The following is a 17,945-nucleotide window of genomic DNA, read 5'->3' on the forward strand; positions in this document are numbered from 1 at the left end:
TCAGCTTCCGACGACGGGTGCAAAGCGTGTGCTACCCCGATCTGCGCAAATGAGGGCGACCATATAGGCGAAGATCGGATCCAATGCCTTTTGGTTGAACATGATGCCGAAGCTGCCGGTAATGATGTAGCTGCTGATAAGCAGAAGGGCGAGCGCTATGGCTAGGTCCCGGCCAGGGCCCGGCTCCTTCTTCCACGCGCCGATCAGGGGCGTCAGGAGCAGCAGTGAAAGCGCCGCGATACCGACAAAGCCGGCGTCGATTCCCGCGGTCAGAAAGCCGTTATGAACATGCGAATAGGGCAGCTGCGGCCTTATGCCGTCAGGGAGTTCTGCCAAGACCGCAGCCATCCGGTTTTGCGGGCCATAACCGGTCAATGGATCCTTGGCTATGGCAGCGAGGGCGCCTTTGTAGAGAGCGACCCGCGCGCTCAGCGAAGTGATGTCACCTTGGGTGCTTTCGAGCGACGACAGATTGTTTTGGAGCTCACGGACGCGATAGACAACCTGGTCGCTCCCCAGGGCGAGAAGCCCCAGCAACAGCACGGAGCCGGTTACAGCGAGGCTGCGCGGGCTCACGTGGAAGCGGTGTTTGGGAAAATACCACAGGAAGATGACGAGATGAACCGGGATGACCAGCCATGCCGAGCGCGTTCCTGAGAGCAACGCGCAGCCTAGTCCCGCGGCATATCCCAGTATCGCAATCCTTTGCTCCATGCTTTTGGGGGATTGAATGTTGAGAAGCGCGACGCCGCCGAAGAGAACACCGATAACGCCCAGCAGCGCCGCGTTCGAGGTTCCCGCTTCCGCCCTGGGCATCAGCAACAAGACCTGAAGCAGGCTGAAAAGAAAGGTGACGATCATGCCGAGACCCGCGCCGACGATAAAGAGCGGCACAAGCCGGCCATCGGGAGATTGACGCATACGCGGCAAAATCAGCCAGATCGAAAAGAAGGGCAGGAGCCGGAAAATCCAATCCAGTTCTTCGGAGAAAGGCGGATTGACGAATATGCTGACGATCATCACCACCGGGTAGATCGTCATGCAAATGGCAACCACTCGGTCGGACTTCGACAGGTTTAGAGGAAAGCGAGCCCTCGCCAGGAGATAGAGGCCCGATACCATCGACCCGAGGAGGATGAAAGAGTTAAAGTTGGGCGAAAGTCCGGGCAGGATTGCGAAGAGAAAGACCGCAATGCCGTTGGTTCGATCAAGCGCGCTTCCAGACCCGTTTCCGGGGTGAAGCATCGCAATCACGAGTTGCTTGAAATAATTCACTTTACCAGTCCTGCGATGTCATTTTCCAGCCTCGCTAAGGACCGTTGTCACCGCTGTCAAGCCGTGAGCGCGAGCAGAACCCACCTTTTCTCACTGTCATATTCCGGCAACAGCAAAGCCGGATGCTCCTTGCTCTCCTCGGCGATGGGCCGCAACGACCCAGACCAGCAAAGCTGCTCCGGTCAGAAAACACGTTTGAGGTGCGAACTAAGAAGCTTTGTCATCAAGCGGCACCCACTTCGGTAGGGTGTGCGGCTATCGCCAATATGAATACGTAGAGCTTTCCACCGATGATCGACCTAGGAGATAACCGAAGCCGAACGCCAGAATACCAATAGTGAGCAATGCGCTTGCGGTGTGCGGGTGGCTTCTAGCCCCGGCGGTGACTGCATAGACCTCACGTTTCACCCCGCTGGCCGCCGATTGGGCGACCTTGGCCACTCCTTCAGGCTGCTCGACGGGTGTGCCGGTGAATCCGGCGTGCAAATCTTGTTTATCAACCATGTCGGGCCCTTTCCTGAACTGGCTCACGGCTGCGATTTTAATCCTGCTCGCGAGTGCCGGGTGAGGCTTCGCGTTGATCTGCGTCTTCGAGATCGGTCTTGACTAGGAAGGCGTCGCTATGCTCGCGCACGGCCTCTCGCAGCGCTTCGAACCTGGGAGGATTGTCGACCTCGCCCCGCCGCGCATCGAGCTCGTCCTCGGCGCGGATCCAGTGATCCCGATGCTTGCCCTCCGGCCTGCCTTCCTTCTCCCACAACGAGTATGCCCTTTTCCGGATTTCGTCCTCGCGGGTAGCGGCCGGAGAATCGGTTTCGTGTGCGACTTGCCGCGCTATCTTCCCCTTGCGTGCGCCGGCTGGGGATGAATCCTTCAGCAGCGCGTCGTCGCGGGTACTGTCGTTTCGTTTGCGTCGTACCGGGTTCTTCATCGGCGCCTCCTTGATTTGGATCTCAACCATTTCGGCCGATCTAAGTTCCCAAACCTAGCCTCGATCAGCATCGAAGCGCGCTGCTTTAAAAAGACGCTGAACCTCAAAATGCAACACACTCTCCCGACCGTCTTGGCAATCTGCAATAACTGATATACTAGTATGCCAGCTCGAAATAGTCCGGTATTACTGATGCGGCAGGCTGTAAAAACCGAACCAGTTGCGGCCTCGATTTCTCAGGAAGTCGGTCGCAGGCTGCGCCGCGTCACTGCGGCTGGCGTGATTTACGAGCGTCTTCATTCCGATATCGTCTCGCTCAAGATGCCACCCGGCCTGTTCTTGCAGGAGAAGCGGATCGCCGAGGATTTCGGCGTCAGCCGCACGCCGGTGCGCGAGGCGCTGCTCAGGCTCTCCGAAGGCGGGCTGGTCGATATTTATCCTCAGTCGGGCACTGTCGTTTCGCGGGTGCCTGTCGCGGCGATCCCCGAGGCGGTTGTCGTGCGCAAAGCCCTCGAAGGCACTACTGTCGAGACTGCGGCTCAGATCGCCACCGCTGCCGATATTGCCCATCTGGATGTCATCATCGACCGGCAGCGGTCGCTTGCCGCCGTCGGCAACGCCTCGAGCTTTCATGAAGAGGACGAGGCCTTTCATGAGGCGATCGCGCAGATATCCGGTTATCCCGGCATTTGGGCAATTCTGAAGACGACCAAGGTGCAGATCGACCGGGCACGGCGACTGACGTTGCCGGCGCTTGGGCGCATGGGCAATGTGGTGCGCGAACATATGCTCATTCGTGACGCGCTCGCCGCCCATGATGCCGCGGCTGCACGTGAGGCGATGATCCATCACTTAAGCGCCGTCATTCCCGATGTTGACGCGCTGCGCTCGCGTTACCCCGATTATTTCTGCTGACGGCAGACCACCACGAAACGAACAGGCGAGGGAGGCAAAAAAAGATGCGACAGGGTTGGAGATGGTTCGGGCCGGAGGCGCCGGTGACACTCGATGATGTCCGACAGACGGGCGCCACCAATATCGTCTCGTCACTGCATCAGGTGCCGATCGGCAGGGCCTGGACGGAGAAGGAAGTGCGCGAACGCCAATCGCTGATCGAGACGACGCCGGTCGATCGCTCGCCGCTCGTTTGGTCAGTCGTCGAAAGCATTCCGATTCCGGATGCCGTCAAGCGCAAGGGCGGGGAGGCGAAGGCCGAAATCGAGGCGTGGATCGCCAGCCTAGAAGCGGTCGCCGCCTGCGGCATTCCGATCGTCTGCTATAATTTCATGCCTGTCGTGGACTGGACGCGTACCGAACTCGATTTCGTGACGCCGACCGGGGCCACCGCCATGCGCTTCGATCACGAGCGCTTCGCCGCCTTCGACCTGTTCGTTCTGGAGCGGCCGGATGCGGCGCAGCAATATTCCGAAGAAGATCGCGAACGGGCGCGCGTTGTCTTCGAGGCGATGTCGGAAGAGGAGATTTCCGAGATCACCCGCATCATCACCTCGGCTCTGCCCGGCTCGACCACCGAACCTCTGACCATTCCGGCCTTCCGGGAGAAGCTTGTCGCCTATAGCGGCATCGATGCGGCACGGCTGCGCCGCCACCTGATCGAATTTCTTAAGGCGGTGACGCCGGCTGCCGAAGCACGCGGGGTCAAGCTGACGCTGCATCCCGACGATCCGCCGCGTTCGCTGTTCGGCCTGCCGCGCATCGCTTCGACGGCGGAGGATTACGCTGCTCTCTTCGATGCTGTGCCATCGGCGGCGAACGGCATGTGTTATTGCACCGGCAGCCTCGGCGTGCGCGCCGATAACGACTTGCCGGCGATTGCGCGGCGCTTCGCCTCGCGCATTCATTTCGCGCATCTGCGCGCCACGACGCGGGAAGGCGACGGCCGGACGTTCCATGAAAGCGCCCATCTGGAGGGCGATGTCGATATGGTCGCGGTTCTCCGCGAACTGGTTGCGGAAGACCGCAGCCGGGGCCCCAAAGACACCATCGTCTTCCGCTCGGACCATGGCCACCGCATGCTCGACGATCTCGACAAAACAGTCACACCCGGCTACCCCGCCATTGGCCGCATGCGCGGCCTTGCCGAGCTTCGCGGCATTCTGCATGCGCTGGGCGCTCCGCCGAACTGAGTGGCATTGGCGTCGCTTGGCATAGAAAATCATTGCGCTCTGGAGCCCAAGCGACACTTCAGAGCGCGCAACCCTTCAGGAATAGATCTGCGCACATCTTCGCCCTCGCGGCGATTTCCTCGGCCCCAGGCGGCTGTTGCTGGCGCAACATCGCGGCGCGCTGGGGCTCCATGATCATCATCCCACGCAGCATCCCGCAGGCGGCATGTGGATCGTCGAGTGCGATCAGCCCGCGATCGATCTGTCTGCGCAGCCAGTCCTCCATCAGCGCGTTGGTCCTGACGATCGCTTTCTCATAGAAGGTCGTGGCGATCTCGGGAAAACGGTCGGACTCGCTGATGACGAGTCGGGTCACGGTGATCGTGTCCAGTGAGAGCGTCAGCATGCCATAGGCTATCAGCATGCGCTCCAATCCTTGCCTGAGGTCCGCTACCGCGAGTGTTCCGGGATCGAGCGACATGAGGAAGCGCCCCGTCCGCTCGATGATCATCTCGGAAAACAGATCCGCTTTGGTCGGAAACAGCCGATAGAGCGTTTTGGTCGAGACACCAGCCTCTTGCGCAATCGCGGCGATGCTTGCAGCGGCATACCCATTCTCATGGAACTGCCGGTTGGCCGCCTCGATGATGACGCTTCTCGTATCGTCATCGCAGCGGACTTGCGGTCGTCCTCGCGGTCTCTTCTCGATTTTGTGATTTTGGACCATGGCTATTTTCCAAATTCTAGTTGACACCAATTTTATAGAGCATATTTTGGAAAGTGACAAGTTTCCTAAATCAGAACTGACGTGAATTAAAAGGCCGCGGCCGGTAGCGACAGCGACCAGTAACAGGAGAAAGGCAATGTCCATCAAAACGCTGCAGACTCTGAACAACAGAGCGCCTGTCACGGAAACTACGGCGGAAGCCGCGCCTGCAAGCCTTGATGCCGGCAACACACCTCGCATCGTCGAGGTTGCCACCGTTTCGGAACCTCCCGCCCGCAAGCGTCGTGGCCGCGGATTGTTGTTGGGCGCTATGGCCATCGGCCTGATCGCTGCTGCCGCCTATTACGGCCATAATTACTGGACCGTTGGCCGCTTCGAAATTTCCACCGACGACGCCTATGTGAAGGCCGACAATACGACTGTTGCGCCAAAGGTATCGGGGTATATCGCGGAAGTTCTCGTCAGCGATAACGAGGAGGTCAAGGCCGGTCAGCCGCTCGCTCGCATCGACGATCGCGATTTCCGTGCCGCCCTCGATCAGGCCAGGGCCGATGTCGCCGCGGCCGAAGCCACGCTCAACGCAAAACAGGCCTCGCTCGACATCCAGCAGTCGACGATTGCCGCTGCCCGCGCCACGGTCGAGGTCGACAAGGCAAACGAGACCTTCGCCGAACAAAACAATAAGCGTTACGCCAATCTCGCCACCAGTGGTTATGCGCCGGTTCAGACGGCACAGCAGGCGGCCTCCGCCATCGCTGCAGCTCAGGCAACCATTGTTCGCGATAACGCTGCGCTGGACGCCGCTGTCAAGCAGGTCGATCTTCTCAATGCAGAACTTGCTCAGGCGAAGGCGACGCTCGCCCATGACCAGGCTATCCAGCATCAGGCTGAACTGAACCTCTCCTACGCAACGATTACCGCCCCTGTCGGCGGCACCGTCGGCAACAGGACGCTGCGGGTCGGCCAGTATGTTCAGGCGGGCACCCAGCTGATGTCGGTCGTACCCACGAGTGCAGTCTATGTGATCGCCAACTACAAGGAAACGCAACTCACCAACGTCCGGGCCGGCCAGCCGGTGGAGATCGAGGTCGATACCTTTCCGGGCCGCATCTATCACGGCCATGTCGACAGCCTCGCTCCGGCAAGCGGTCAAGAATTCGCTCTGCTGCCTCCGGACAATGCGACCGGCAATTTCACCAAGGTCGTCCAGCGCATTCCCGTCAAGATCGTGCTCGATGGCGAAACCGCCAACGGCGATCTGCGTCCTGGCATGTCCGTCCAGCCAAGCATCGACACTAAGGCCGATGCGGTTCGTCACTAGCGCCGAAGCAGGAGATCGTGTCATGTCCAGCGTTACAGCCACCGCCGCCATATCGCAGCCGCGCGCCAGCAGCAGGGAATGGATCGCCGTTCTTGCTGGTATGATCGGCGCCTTCATGGCGATCCTCAACATCCAGATCACGAATGCTTCTCTGCTCGACATCGAGGGCGGCATTGGAACCGGCGTCGATAATGGCGCCTGGATATCCACCTCCTACCTCATCGGAGAGATCGTGGTCATTCCGCTGACGGCCTATTTCAGCAGCGTGTTCTCGTTCCGCCGCTATATCCTGGTCAATTCGATCCTTTTCCCGCTGTTCTCAATCGCCTGCGCCTTCGCCCATGATCTCGGTACGATGATCGTGATGCGCGGCCTGCAGGGTTTTGCCGGCGGCGTGCTGATCCCGATGGCCTTCACCATGGTGCTGACCAAGCTGCCGAAATCGCAGCAGCCGCTTGGCCTTGCCCTCTTCGCTCTCTCCGTCACCTTCGCACCCGCGATCGGCCCCACTATCGGCGGTTATCTCACGGAAAACTATGGCTGGCAGACGATCTTTTTCATCAATGCCGTGCCGAGCGCGATCATGGCCACGGCCCTCGGGCTCACGCTCGACAAACAGCCAATGCAGCTCGGCCTCCTTAAGGAAGGCGATTGGGCGGGTATCGTCACCATGGCGATCGGTCTCTCGGCGCTGCAGACGGTGCTCGAGGAGGGCAACAAGGAGGACTGGTTCGCTTCGCCTTTCATCGTCAAGCTCAGCATCCTCGCCTTCGTCTTTCTCGCCGCCTTCATCTGGATCGAACTCACCGTGAAAAAGCCGCTGGTCAAGCTCAGTCTGCTCAAGCAGCGGAATTTCGGCGTCGGCGTCGCGGTCAATGTCCTGGTCGGCGTCGCGCTTTTCGGTACCGTTTATATCCTGCCGCAATATCTCGGCCAGGTGCAGCGCTATAATGCCGAGCAGATCGGGAACGTGCTGGCCTGGACGGGCCTGCCGCAGCTGCTGCTGATCCCGCTCGTCCCGATGATGATGAAACGCTTCGATGCCCGATATATCGGCTTCCTCGGCATCTCCATCTTTGCGATCAGCTGTTTCCTCAACGTCACGCTTTCGGCCGATACCGCCGGCGACCAGTTCTGGATACCGAACATCGTCCGCGCCGTCGGCCAGGCGCTGGTGCTGACACCGATCACCGCGATCACCACCGCCGGCATCGCTCCATCCGATGCGGCCGCTGCCTCTGGCCTGACCAACATGCTGCGCAACCTCGGCGGCGCTGTCGGCACGGCGACGCTCGGCACGGTGCTGACCAAACGTGAGCAGTTTCATTCCAATATCATCGGCCAGTCGGTGACGCTCTCCCGCGACGAAGTCCGCGACCGGCTTGCGCAAACAACCAGCTATTTCATGCAACACGGCGTTTCCGACACCGCTCTCGCCGCGCACAAAGCCATTGTCGCCCTCGGCCAGCTCGTCAGGCGCCAGGCCCTCATCCTCGGCTTTGCCGATACCTTCGCCGTCATCGGGGTGGTTCTCGCCATTGCCGCCGTAGCGCTGCTGCTCACCCGGAAGCCGCAGGCCGGCGATGGGGCCGGAGCCCACTGACAATCGCTCCGGCGACCGCGGCAGAAATACCGCCCGATGGAAGCCTGCCTCGCGCGCCCGGCAAGGGCGCGCCTTCTTATTGCAAGATCTCGACCGTGAAGGAAAAGCGAGCGGTCGCCCCTGGCGCCAATAGCGTCGTATGGGGCCGTTTCGACAACTCGTTCGACCCTTCCGCTTCGGCGGCCGTTCCGTGCCATGGCTCGATGCAAATGAAGGGCGCCCCCGGTTTGGTCCACAAGGCTAGATTGGGCAGGTTTTCGAAACGAAAGCGCAAGGTCGGCCCGCCTTCGGCACCGTAACACAAACCTTCGCCCGCACCTTCGGGGAAGATCATCGCATCCTGGTCGAACATTGCCTGATCCAGCACCAGCCGCCCGCCGTCGAAGGGCGAGGGCAGCATCGTGGGGTTGATGAGACCGCCTCCCAGCCGGACGAGCGCCGGCTCGCCATGATTGTCGAGCGAAATGGTGTGGGCGCGGCCGGCACCGCCCGGCAGCGGCCAGGCGAAGGCCGGGTGAAACCCGAGACCGAACGGCAGCGCCTTTGCGTCACGACTGCCGACCTCTGCCGTCACGGTCAACATCCGGCCCTCTACTGCATGTTCCACAGCCAGCAGAAAATCGAACGGATAGACCGCCCGCGTGGCCGCGGAGGCAGCGAGTTCGTGCCGGCACATTGTCGGCGTCGATGCGGCAAGCGCAAACTCGCTGCGTCGGGCAAAGCCATGCTGGCCCATCGGATAGAGTGTGCCGTCGATCGCCACCGTGTCATCAGGCGCCTTGCCGACGATCGGAAACAGGATCGGCGACCGCCCGGTCCAAAAGGCTGCGTCGCCCGTCCACAACCAGGAGCGTCCGTCGTTGGTGACGAGCGCCTGCATTTCTGCGCCGAGCGAGGAGACGTCGGCGGCGAGATCCTGATTGCCGATCCGGATTGAGCTTGGCATCGCATTCCCTTTCACACTGGTTCGGTACCAAAGCCATATTTCGGCACCGCTGATTTCCGATCAATAGGGGAGGAAGACGACAGCATCGCCGGGCGTCATTTTCGCACTGCGCCCAATCGGGCCAGCACCTCGTTTGGAATGCCGTAACGCTCTATGGCATCGCGGTTGTTTCTGAGCCCGCAGACCTCGCGCTGCACGAAGAATGCCCAGACGGCGTCGGAGGCTTCGTTGAGAAGCCTCTCGCGCTCCTCCGCGCTCTGGCGCTCCGGCGTCCAGGCTTTCAGGGCAGCGAGCGCCGTTTCCACCTTCAGCCCGTGGCGCCCCAGCGCGTCGGCACGTACCGATATCAGCTCGTATTCGAGAAAGCTGAAGCCGTTGGCACCCTGCTGGGATTGTCTGAAAGACTGTGGCGGGCGAACATCCATGGGCACGAATTCCTTATCAGCGTAGACCTCGATGTTATCCAATTCGATCCCGAATATCGAGAGAGTCCGAACGGGTCTATCCCGCCGTTTCCGCGCGTGGCATAAGGGCGCCGAAACTTTGCCAGGTCCAGCGCACACCATGATCCGTATCGAGAATATCAGCAAGCAGCTCAGCCACCGCATCCTTTTCATCGAGGCATCCGCAGCGCTCAACAGGGGCGAGAAGATCGGTCTCGTCGGCCCGAACGGCGCCGGCAAGACGACGATCTTCCGGATGATCAACGGCGAGGAGCAGCCCGACGAAGGCCAAGTCTCCTGCGAAAAGGGCGTCACCATCGGCTACTTCAACCAGGACGTCGGCGAGATGGCCGGCCACAGCGCCGTCGCCGAAGTGATGAACGGCGCCGGCCCGGTCAGCCTCGTTGCCGCCGAGTTGCGCGAACTCGAGGCCGCCATGGCCGACCCGGACAGGGCTGACGACATGGAGGAGATCATCGAGCGCTACGGCGAGGTGCAGGCGCGCTACGAGGAGCTGGACGGTTATGCGCTCGAGGGCCGCGCCCGCGAAGTGCTGGCGGGCTTGAGCTTCAGCCAGGAGATGATGGACGGCGATGTCGGCGCGCTGTCGGGCGGCTGGAAGATGCGCGTGGCGCTTGCCCGCATCCTGCTCATGCGTCCCGACGTCATGCTGCTCGACGAACCGAGCAACCATCTGGATCTCGAAAGCCTGATCTGGCTCGAGGAGTTCCTGAAGGGTTATGAGGGGGCGCTGCTGATGACCTCGCACGACCGCGAGTTCATGAACCGCATCGTCAATAAGATCCTCGAGATCGACGCTGGCGAGCTCACGGCCTATTCCGGCGATTATGAATTCTACGAGCAGCAGCGGGCTCAGAACGAGAAGCAGCAGCAGGCTCAGTTCGAGCGCCAGCAGGCAATGCTTGCCAAGGAAATCAAATTCATCGAGCGGTTCAAGGCGCGCGCCTCGCATGCCTCGCAGGTGCAGAGCCGGGTGAAGAAGCTCGAGAAGATCGACCGGGTGGAGCCGCCCAAGCGCCGCCAGTCGGTCGCCTTCGAGTTCCAGCCGGCCCCGCGCTCCGGCGAGGACGTTGTCAGCCTGAAGAACGTCCATAAGAAGTACGGCAGCCGCAGCATCTACGAGGGGCTGGATTTCATGGTGCGGCGCAAGGAGCGCTGGTGCATCATGGGCATTAACGGCGCCGGCAAGTCGACGCTGCTGAAGCTGGTGACGGGCACCACCGCGCCCGACGAAGGCAGCGTCGCCCTCGGCGCCAGCGTCAAGATGGGTTATTTCGCCCAGCACGCCATGGATATTCTCGACGGCGAACGCACCATCTTCCAATCGCTGGAAGACCGGTTTCCTCAGGCGGGGCAGGGGCCATTGCGGGCGCTTGCCGGATGTTTCGGCTTCTCCGGCGACGATGTCGAGAAGCGATGCCGCGTGCTGTCGGGCGGCGAGAAGGCCCGGCTGGTCATGGCGATGATGCTATTCGACCCGCCGAACCTGCTCGTGCTCGATGAGCCGACCAACCATCTCGACCTCGACACGAAGGAGATGCTGATCAAGGCGCTCTCGCAATATGAGGGTACCATGCTCTTCGTCTCGCACGACCGGCATTTCCTGGCCGCGCTCTCCAACCGCGTGCTGGAGCTGACGCCGGAGGGCGTCCATCAATATGGCGGCGGCTATACGGAATATGTGGCGCGCACCGGTCATGAGGCGCCTGGCCTGCGCAGCTGACGGCCGTTTTCCGCCGGTATGTCGAAACACCAGAGATCGAAACGCAAGCAGAGTGCCGTTCGGCATATGGAGCGGCCGGAGCATCGGAGGATGAATGCCATGCTGCGAGCTGGGATAGGCTAATCGAGGGTTGCGAAGGCCGGTTTACGTGGGTGAAGACCGGCGTCGACCTTATTGCCGGCGCTCTGCCACGATGATGACCCATTTCCGTGGTGTTCGGGGTTCCTTCAGACAATCAGGGCGGGCGCGCATCAGCATGGACTGGATCAACCGTTATATCGATCAGCCGTTATTGAACGGCGCGGCGGGCTTGCTGCGGCAGTGGCACATCCGCACGCGGCAGCCGCCGGAACTGCTGGAGCCGACATGGAATCTGGTCGTGCTATCCTTTCTCCTTATCGCGAGTGGGCAAGTTATGGCGGGCAGGCCTTTTGCGCTCAGCATCGCCGCGCTGATCATGCTGGCCCTGCCGTCCGCCAAGAAACTGTTTTCGGCCGTCAGGGCAGGGGGAAGCGCCTATGGCGCCCGGGAATACAAGTCGTCAAGGGCGCGCGCCGTTGCCAAACGCGAAGCGGAATGGTCGGTGCGGATCATCGTGCTGTTCTCATCAGCCTGCCTTCCCTTGATCGCCCGTATCGACGAGCCGGTGGGCGCCTGCTTCATGCTGGGTGCAAGTGTTTGGTTCGTGCTGACAGGGCCGCTCAAGACCTATCTCGATGCGGCCGAACCTCCCGAGCCGACTGAAGGCGACCGGATGTACAGCGGCGTCTTTCATTTCGGCTGAGCGACGTTCCATCTGCCGACCGCGAGCGGCAGGGAACCAAACCGGACGGTCTCCGTTATGTCACCAGCAACGTAAAAGGAGATTGCGATGCTTTACTACGCTCTGGTGTTTCTCGTTGTGGCCTTGATTGCCGGCGTCCTCGGATTTGGCGGCATCGCAGGGGCTTCAGCTTCCATTGCCCAGGTTCTGTTCTTCATTTTCCTGGTGCTATTCGTCGTATCGCTCGTCATGCGCTTCATGCGCAGAGTATAGCGAGGGATATGACAAGTATAAAACCCGGTGAAATCCATCACCGGGTTTTCCTGTTCTTGATGGCCATCCACCGGCAATCTCGCTCTGAGCGAATGTGTTTTTTGTGCAACCATCCCTGACAAGAATCGTGAAAGGCTGCATGCCAGCCCGCGTGCGCCTTCGAAATGTCCCAAAGGGGCTTGAACCGTAGGCCTGTCGCCTGCGCCCTTCCCCCGCGCTTTGACACGCGACACGCAAACGGCGCCGTTTGGGATTGCATTGCGGTCCCCTTCGATCCGGCGCCGGCCAGCCGGGTGTTCCCGTCACGATTTGAGAAGGAGAGACTTATGAATAAAACTCTTGCGACGGCATTTGCCGCGGTATCGTTGACGTTTGTCGGCGCAGGGGCGGTGAATGCCGCCGACCCCGTCACCAGAACCTATGCAGAACCGGACCTGCGCAATGGCGTAAAGATCGGTTATCTCACTTGCGATATCGGCGGCGGTACGGGTTATGTGCTCGGTTCGTCCAAGGAAGCCGACTGCGTCTTTCAATCGATCGTCGGCAATGAGCTTTTCGATCACTACACCGGCGAAGTGCGAAAGCTCGGCATCGATCTCGGCTTCACCACGCGCAGCCGCCTGATCTGGGCGGTGTTTGCACCCACGGCTGGTTATCACCGCGGCTCCCTCGCCGGCCTTTATGTCGGCGCCAGCGCAGAGGCGACGGTAGGCGCCGGTGTCGGCGCCAACCTTCTGGTCGGTGGCACCTCCGGCTCAATCCATCTGCAGACGGTCAGCCTCACCGGCCAGCTCGGCCTCAATGTTGCGGCCGGCAGCGCATCGATGACACTGACCCCGGCGGATTGACCGGTTTTTTTACGCCCCTGCCGCGACGCGGCGGGGGCGTCACGAGCTTGTTGGAATGGATTAGCGCGGGCGACGACAGATGGATATCCGAATGGCAACGCCCGGCGAGGACGAGATCCTGGTCAGCCACTATCTGAAAATCTGGGACAGCTACGGCACGCCGCCGGAACATTACAGGCCGGACGCGGCGGCACGAATATTGGCGTTCCTCACAAGTGGCCGTGCGGAACGTCGCCTTGCCTCGTTCCTGGCCATTGTGGACGATGAAATCGCCGGTTCGGTATCCTGCCAGCTCCACCAATCACCGTTTCCGGAAGTCATCCGGCCGGAGCAGCGGTTGCATGGATACATCTGGTCCGTCTATGTCGCGGAGGCCTTCCGTCGGCGCGGTATTGCATTGGCGCTGACGAACAGGGCTGTCGACCATCTGAAATCCATCGGCTGCACGACCGCCGTCATCCATGCCTCGGATGCGGGGGAACCGGTCTATCGGAGTGCTGGCTTCGAGCTGGCGAAAGAAATGCGCCTGAAGTTTCCCGCGGAGTGACCGGCGTATCTGAGGCATCTGAACAGGATTGCCCCAGCAATCGATAGGCTCCGCGATTTGCTGTCGAGCCAATGCGGCCAGCCCGCACGTCTTCTGTCTACGCTTTCGCCTTGCCGGGTGCGATAAAGGTGTTGATCGTCGCCTCGTCATGGCCGGCTTCGCGTAGAAAGCGGCTGGCGAATTCGATGGCGGGGCTCCTCAATGCATCGTCCGGCCGGATCAGGTGGAAAGCGACGTGGGAATCGAGAGTGCGCTCCGACACTGCAACGACGCGCCCGGCGGCAAGCGCGGCATCCGACAGCGGCGGCCGGGCAAGGGCGATACCGAGCCCTTGTGCGCAGGCATCGATCACCAGATTATAGTCCTCAAAGCGCCGATCCTGGCCGCGCGGCGTATAGTCGACGCCCTCGCGGGCGAGCCAGCGACGCCAGCCTTCGATATTGGAGTCGTGAAGGATAGGTAGGTCGAGCATCGACACGGCGTCCGAGCGCTGTGCGAGCCGGTCCGCCAGCGTCGGGGCGGCGATCGGAAAGGATTTCTCCTGCCAAAGCGGTAGGGCCCGCACGCCGGCCCATGGTCCCTTGCCGCAGCGGACGGCAAGATCCGCGCCTTCGCCGAAATCCGCGAGCCGGTGTTCGAGCGTCAGTTCGACATGCAGCTCATTTCCTTCAAGCTTTGCCAGGCGCTGAAACAGCCATAACGAAGCAACTGACGGCGTGACGGAGAGGCGCACCACCGCCTTATTGGGCCGCGGCAGCCAGCGTTCACCGCTATTGCCGAGCAGGGAAAGCGCCTCCTCGGCGCGGGCGAAAAATCGCATGCCCTCGGGCGTCAGGCGCACGCCGCGCGCTTCACGCGCGAACAGCCGCACCCCCATCCAGCGCTCGAGCCGCGAGACCTGCCGCGACACGGCGCCATGGGTGATGCCGCTTTCTTCAGCTGCGGCCGAAAACGACCCCAGCCGCGCAGCGCGGGCAAAGGTCTCGAGCGTATCGAGCGGCGGAAGCACTGGCGAGCTGTGAACCATATGCACATTTGATCATTGATTGCGGTGCTTTTCAAGCATGCATCGAAGGCTTACTTCATTCGCAGGCACAGATGGAGGCACCAATGAGCATGGCAGCAAGCGCACCGGTTTCGGCAAAACAGCAAGGCGGCTTCGATCTGATCGCCTTCGCGGCGATCGTGGTCACCATTGTCTTCTGGGCCTCCTCTTTCGTGGTGATCCGCATCTGCCTCGGGCCGCTGACGCCGATCGAGCTGGCGACGGCGCGTTATGTGGCGGCTGGCGTCCTCGCCCTTGTCTACCTTGCCATCTATCGGCCGATCCCGGAAAAGCGTGATTTCCTCCGCCTCTCGGTGGCTGCGGTGCTTTTCATAGCCGCCTATGCGGTTCTTCTGAACACCGGCGAGCAGACCGTGGCGGCGGGACCGGCGAGCTTTATCATCAATACCATGCCCGTCTTCACCGCCCTCATTGCCACATTCGCGCTCGGCGAGCGTTTCGGCCGATGGGGCTGGGCGGGCACTGCAGTTTCCTTCGGCGGCGTGGCGCTGATTGCGCTTTCCTCCGACGGCAGCTTCAAGCTAGATCCGAACGCCGTGCTGATCCTCGGCGCAGCGCTCTGCTCGGCAATCGCGAGCGTTTTGCAGAAGCCGCTGCTCGCTCGCCTGCCGGCGCTTGCCGTCACCGCCTGGATCCTGCTGATCGGCTCCGTGCCGCTGTTTCCGGCCGTCCCGGCGACGATCCGCGCGCTGGCCGCCGCACCGGCGGACGTCAATTGGGGCGTTGCCTATCTTGTCATCTTCCCGACGGCGATCGGTTATCTCACCTGGGCCATCGCCTTGAAGCGGCTGACGGCCGCGCGCGCTTCCAATTTCCTCTACGGCGTCCCGCCGGTTGCAACGCTGATCGGCTTCGTCTGGCTCGGCGAGGTGCCGACAGTGCTGGGTGCCGTCGGCGGGGTCATGGCGATCCTCGGTGTGGTCGTCGTCAACGTGATGCGGAAACGGTAGCCGCATACAGACCGGCCGCAGCCAAATAAACATCGCGCCGCCCTTTGCTTTCTTTAAAACGAAAGCAGACCGACAGGGGCGCCTATGCACCTCCCGTGATCAGAAGACTCCCAATGAAACCAGATAGCGCAGCTAAAAAATTTCATCTTTCCTCCGAGTACTTCCCACTTGGATTATAATTGAACACATTCTTCCCAAGCAGAACAACTTTATCTTAACAGATATTCCGATGCTGCGCCGGTGAGCTTTCGCCAACAATTTCGTCGGTCCATTCCAATCAATACTACACGAGTGCCTTCTGCCGAGAATGCTCGGTAGTCGATTCCGCAGACGGCAGTTAAGGAATGGCTGAGAGGATTCTAGTATTTCTGTCGTTGACCCAAATCAACGCATAATCTCTTCCTTTGCTTTAAATAGGACTGCTGCAAAGGGGGGAAAGCGATGACCAAGGCATCTTTCAAGTTCATTACGGGATACGTAATACTGGCTTCCGTCTTGCCGGCTGCTGCTCAGCAGGCCACCGATGTCGGCACCCTGGACAGCGCAAAGGCAGGAAAGGCGTTTTCAAGCAAACCGATCTACTCGCCCTATGCGGGGCGTAATTTTCCGACTCGGCCGCTATTCGGCGATACGCATCTTCACACCGGAGCCTCGTTCGATGCTGGCGCTTTTGGAGCGCGGTTAACCCCTCGCGATGCCTACCGCTTCGCCCGCGGCGAGGAGATCACCGCGTCGAGCGGCCAGCCCGCCAAGCTGTCACGGCCGCTCGACTTTCTGGTGGTGGCAGATCACTCCGACAACATGGGCATGTTTCCCGACCTTTTCGCCGGCAAGCCGGAAGTGATTGCCGATCCGCAGGCTAAGACCTGGTACGATGAAATCAAGTCAGGCCAAGGCGCCAAGGCGGCGCTCGAAATCATCTTCAGTTTCGGCAAAGGAACGCTTCCGAAGAGCATGATCTATGGCCCGGACACACGTCCTTACAAGAATGCGTGGCAGGACACGATAAAGGCCGCCGAGGAATATAATGATCCGGGGCGGTTCACGGCCTTCATCGGCTATGAGTGGACGTCGAATACGGCAGGCAACAATCTCCATCGCAACGTCATCTTCCGCGATAACGCGGACAAGGCTGCGCAGGTTGTGCCTTATACGACCCTGAAACCCTTGGGCAGCGATAATCCGCGCGACCTATGGCAGTGGATGCAGGCCTATGAAGAGAAGACCGGCGGCAACGTGCTGGCGATTGCCCACAATGGCAATCTATCCAACGGCCGCATGTTCCCGATGATCGAGTCTTTCACCAACAAGCCGGTCGACAAGGAATATGCTGAGCAGCGCGCAAAATGGGAACGTCTTTACGAGACAACCCAGACGAAGGGAACCGGAGAGGCTCACCCGTTCCTGTCGCCGAATGACGAATTCGCGGATTTCGAGATCTGGGATTTCGGCAATCTCGATGCCAGCGCGCCGAAGACACCTGACATGCTCGAGTTCGAATATGCACGGTCTGCGCTCAAGAACGGCCTGAAGCTCGAAGCCGAACTCGGCACCAACCCCTACAAGTTCGGGCTGGTCGGCAGTTCCGACGCGCATACAGGCCTTGCGGCGATGGAAGAGGAAAACTTCTTCGGCAAGACCACCCCACAGGAGCCGAGCCCCGAACGTCTGACCGCGACGTTCGTCAAGGACGCCAAGACCGGCATCACCGTAATGGATTGGGAGGTCGGCGCGTCGGGCTACGCGGCTGTATGGGCGGTGGAAAACACCCGCGAGTCGATCTGGGACGCCATGCAGCGCAAGGAAACCTACGCCACGACTGGCTCGCGCATGATGGTCCGCTTCTTCGGCGGCTGGGATTTCGAGCCTGCCGATGCCGAGACTCGCAATCCCGGCGCGATCGGCTACGGCAAGGGCGTGCCCATGGGTGGCGACCTGACGGCAGCGCCGCAAGGTAAGGCACCGACGTTCCTCGTCGCCGCGTTAAGGGACCCGATCGGCGCCAATCTCGACCGCTACCAGATCGTCAAGGGTTGGCTCGACGAAAAAGGCGACACGCATGAGCAGGTATATGACGTCGCCTGGGGCGGAAACCGCAAGCCGGGCGCCGACGGCAAGGTGCCATCGGTAGGAAGCACCGTCGACATCGACAACGCGACCTGGACCAATACGATCGGCGCTCCGGAGTTGATCGCCGTTTGGAAGGACCCAAGCTTCGATCCAAAGAAGAAAGCCTTCTATTACGGACGCGTCATTGAAATTCCTACGCCACGCTGGACCGCCTACGACGCCAAGCGCTACGGGATCAAAGCGCTCGAGGGGACGCGGATGACCGTCACCGAACGCGCCTATACTTCGCCGATCTGGTACACGCCGTGATCA

General features: G+C 60.9%; 18 protein-coding genes. 11 read left to right on the forward strand and 7 right to left on the reverse strand.

Annotated features, from left to right (window positions below; translation table 11 throughout):
* From J0663_RS25915 to J0663_RS25925, 3 genes are all read right to left on the reverse strand, one after another.
* Nucleotides 1-1,275 carry an O-antigen ligase family protein gene (locus J0663_RS25915; protein WP_207244854.1) on the reverse strand — a complete coding sequence of 425 codons (1,275 nt, stop codon included), beginning with the start codon at nucleotides 1,273-1,275 and terminating at the stop codon, nucleotides 1-3.
* A gap of 255 nt (nucleotides 1,276-1,530) precedes the next feature.
* Nucleotides 1,531-1,779 (reverse strand): hypothetical protein, encoded by a 249-nt coding sequence (locus J0663_RS25920; RefSeq protein ID WP_207244855.1) that lies wholly within the window; start codon nucleotides 1,777-1,779, stop codon nucleotides 1,531-1,533.
* Between the two features lie 37 nt (nucleotides 1,780-1,816).
* Entirely contained in the window at nucleotides 1,817-2,206 is a 390-nt protein-coding gene (locus tag J0663_RS25925; protein WP_207244856.1) for a DUF2934 domain-containing protein, read from the reverse strand.
* Nucleotides 2,207-2,398: 192 nt separating this feature from the next.
* Here J0663_RS25925 and J0663_RS25930 point away from each other — a divergent pair, with 192 nt between their 5' ends.
* Both J0663_RS25930 and uxuA read left to right on the forward strand, forming a co-directional pair.
* Entirely contained in the window at nucleotides 2,399-3,121 is a 723-nt protein-coding gene (locus J0663_RS25930; RefSeq protein WP_207244857.1) for a GntR family transcriptional regulator, read from the forward strand.
* A 44-nt stretch (nucleotides 3,122-3,165) separates the two neighbouring features.
* Nucleotides 3,166-4,353, forward strand: coding sequence for a mannonate dehydratase (gene uxuA / locus J0663_RS25935; protein ID WP_207244858.1), 1,188 nt, complete (start codon nucleotides 3,166-3,168; stop codon nucleotides 4,351-4,353).
* Between the two features lie 58 nt (nucleotides 4,354-4,411).
* Here uxuA and J0663_RS25940 read toward each other — a convergent pair whose 3' ends face one another.
* On the reverse strand, nucleotides 4,412-5,059 hold the full coding sequence (locus J0663_RS25940; protein ID WP_207244859.1) for a TetR/AcrR family transcriptional regulator: 648 nt from the start codon (nucleotides 5,057-5,059) through the stop codon (nucleotides 4,412-4,414).
* 136 nt (nucleotides 5,060-5,195) lie between these two features.
* On the opposite strand from J0663_RS25940, the gene J0663_RS25945 reads away from it, so the two are divergent.
* Together J0663_RS25945 and J0663_RS25950 are read left to right on the forward strand one after the other, a co-directional pair.
* The gene (locus J0663_RS25945) at nucleotides 5,196-6,380 is read left to right on the forward strand and encodes an HlyD family secretion protein (protein WP_207244860.1); all 1,185 of its coding nucleotides are present in this window, start codon (nucleotides 5,196-5,198) and stop codon (nucleotides 6,378-6,380) included.
* Between the two features lie 22 nt (nucleotides 6,381-6,402).
* Complete coding sequence (locus J0663_RS25950; RefSeq protein ID WP_207244861.1) at nucleotides 6,403-7,983, forward strand: DHA2 family efflux MFS transporter permease subunit; 1,581 nt, start codon at nucleotides 6,403-6,405, stop codon at nucleotides 7,981-7,983.
* 76 nt (nucleotides 7,984-8,059) lie between these two features.
* On the opposite strand, the gene J0663_RS25955 is transcribed toward J0663_RS25950, so the two are convergent.
* On the reverse strand, nucleotides 8,060-8,929 hold the full coding sequence (locus J0663_RS25955; protein WP_207244862.1) for an aldose 1-epimerase family protein: 870 nt from the start codon (nucleotides 8,927-8,929) through the stop codon (nucleotides 8,060-8,062).
* A 95-nt stretch (nucleotides 8,930-9,024) separates the two neighbouring features.
* Nucleotides 9,025-9,354, reverse strand: a complete 330-nt coding sequence (locus J0663_RS25960) for a DUF6665 family protein (RefSeq protein WP_207245509.1) — start codon at nucleotides 9,352-9,354, stop codon at nucleotides 9,025-9,027.
* A 139-nt stretch (nucleotides 9,355-9,493) separates the two neighbouring features.
* Here J0663_RS25960 and J0663_RS25965 point away from each other — a divergent pair, with 139 nt between their 5' ends.
* The 5 genes from J0663_RS25965 (at nucleotide 9,494) to J0663_RS25985 (ending at nucleotide 13,547) form a co-directional block, all read left to right on the forward strand.
* The gene (locus J0663_RS25965; protein WP_207244863.1) at nucleotides 9,494-11,116 is read left to right on the forward strand and encodes an ABC-F family ATP-binding cassette domain-containing protein; all 1,623 of its coding nucleotides are present in this window, start codon (nucleotides 9,494-9,496) and stop codon (nucleotides 11,114-11,116) included.
* Nucleotides 11,117-11,309: 193 nt separating this feature from the next.
* Nucleotides 11,310-11,900, forward strand: a complete 591-nt coding sequence (locus tag J0663_RS25970; RefSeq protein WP_207244864.1) for a hypothetical protein — start codon at nucleotides 11,310-11,312, stop codon at nucleotides 11,898-11,900.
* Nucleotides 11,901-11,987: 87 nt separating this feature from the next.
* On the forward strand, nucleotides 11,988-12,152 hold the full coding sequence (locus J0663_RS25975) for a DUF1328 domain-containing protein (RefSeq protein ID WP_003571841.1): 165 nt from the start codon (nucleotides 11,988-11,990) through the stop codon (nucleotides 12,150-12,152).
* Nucleotides 12,153-12,478: 326 nt separating this feature from the next.
* Nucleotides 12,479-13,000: a DUF992 domain-containing protein gene (locus J0663_RS25980; RefSeq protein ID WP_207244865.1), complete on the forward strand. Its 522-nt coding sequence runs from the start codon at nucleotides 12,479-12,481 to the stop codon at nucleotides 12,998-13,000.
* A 79-nt stretch (nucleotides 13,001-13,079) separates the two neighbouring features.
* Nucleotides 13,080-13,547: a GNAT family N-acetyltransferase gene (locus J0663_RS25985; RefSeq protein ID WP_207244866.1), complete on the forward strand. Its 468-nt coding sequence runs from the start codon at nucleotides 13,080-13,082 to the stop codon at nucleotides 13,545-13,547.
* 97 nt (nucleotides 13,548-13,644) lie between these two features.
* Here J0663_RS25985 and J0663_RS25990 read toward each other — a convergent pair whose 3' ends face one another.
* Complete coding sequence (locus J0663_RS25990) at nucleotides 13,645-14,574, reverse strand: LysR family transcriptional regulator (RefSeq protein ID WP_207244867.1); 930 nt, start codon at nucleotides 14,572-14,574, stop codon at nucleotides 13,645-13,647.
* Between the two features lie 71 nt (nucleotides 14,575-14,645).
* On the opposite strand from J0663_RS25990, the gene J0663_RS25995 reads away from it, so the two are divergent.
* Complete coding sequence (locus tag J0663_RS25995) at nucleotides 14,646-15,563, forward strand: DMT family transporter (RefSeq protein ID WP_207244868.1); 918 nt, start codon at nucleotides 14,646-14,648, stop codon at nucleotides 15,561-15,563.
* A 441-nt stretch (nucleotides 15,564-16,004) separates the two neighbouring features.
* Nucleotides 16,005-17,942 (forward strand): DUF3604 domain-containing protein, encoded by a 1,938-nt coding sequence (locus tag J0663_RS26000; protein ID WP_207244869.1) that lies wholly within the window; start codon nucleotides 16,005-16,007, stop codon nucleotides 17,940-17,942.
* Nucleotides 17,943-17,945 lie beyond the last annotated feature (3 nt).

This window comes from Rhizobium lentis (assembly GCF_017352135.1).
GTDB classification, from domain to species: Bacteria; Pseudomonadota; Alphaproteobacteria; order Rhizobiales; family Rhizobiaceae; genus Rhizobium; species Rhizobium lentis.

Coding starts and splice junctions, on each gene's coding strand:
- J0663_RS25940 (WP_207244859.1), bottom strand. CDS start 5,059: ATGGTCCAAAATCACAAAATCGAGAAGAGACCGCGAGGACGACCGCAA.
- J0663_RS25920 (WP_207244855.1), bottom strand. CDS start 1,779: ATGGTTGATAAACAAGATTTGCACGCCGGATTCACCGGCACACCCGTC.
- J0663_RS25975 (WP_003571841.1), top strand. CDS start 11,988: ATGCTTTACTACGCTCTGGTGTTTCTCGTTGTGGCCTTGATTGCCGGC.
- J0663_RS25960 (WP_207245509.1), bottom strand. CDS start 9,354: ATGGATGTTCGCCCGCCACAGTCTTTCAGACAATCCCAGCAGGGTGCC.
- J0663_RS25945 (WP_207244860.1), top strand. CDS start 5,196: ATGTCCATCAAAACGCTGCAGACTCTGAACAACAGAGCGCCTGTCACG.
- J0663_RS25950 (WP_207244861.1), top strand. CDS start 6,403: ATGTCCAGCGTTACAGCCACCGCCGCCATATCGCAGCCGCGCGCCAGC.
- J0663_RS25995 (WP_207244868.1), top strand. CDS start 14,646: ATGGAGGCACCAATGAGCATGGCAGCAAGCGCACCGGTTTCGGCAAAA.
- uxuA (WP_207244858.1), top strand. CDS start 3,166: ATGCGACAGGGTTGGAGATGGTTCGGGCCGGAGGCGCCGGTGACACTC.
- J0663_RS25970 (WP_207244864.1), top strand. CDS start 11,310: ATGATGACCCATTTCCGTGGTGTTCGGGGTTCCTTCAGACAATCAGGG.
- J0663_RS25980 (WP_207244865.1), top strand. CDS start 12,479: ATGAATAAAACTCTTGCGACGGCATTTGCCGCGGTATCGTTGACGTTT.
- J0663_RS25990 (WP_207244867.1), bottom strand. CDS start 14,574: ATGGTTCACAGCTCGCCAGTGCTTCCGCCGCTCGATACGCTCGAGACC.
- J0663_RS26000 (WP_207244869.1), top strand. CDS start 16,005: ATGACCAAGGCATCTTTCAAGTTCATTACGGGATACGTAATACTGGCT.
- J0663_RS25930 (WP_207244857.1), top strand. CDS start 2,399: ATGCGGCAGGCTGTAAAAACCGAACCAGTTGCGGCCTCGATTTCTCAG.
- J0663_RS25985 (WP_207244866.1), top strand. CDS start 13,080: ATGGATATCCGAATGGCAACGCCCGGCGAGGACGAGATCCTGGTCAGC.
- J0663_RS25965 (WP_207244863.1), top strand. CDS start 9,494: ATGATCCGTATCGAGAATATCAGCAAGCAGCTCAGCCACCGCATCCTT.
- J0663_RS25955 (WP_207244862.1), bottom strand. CDS start 8,929: ATGCCAAGCTCAATCCGGATCGGCAATCAGGATCTCGCCGCCGACGTC.
- J0663_RS25925 (WP_207244856.1), bottom strand. CDS start 2,206: ATGAAGAACCCGGTACGACGCAAACGAAACGACAGTACCCGCGACGAC.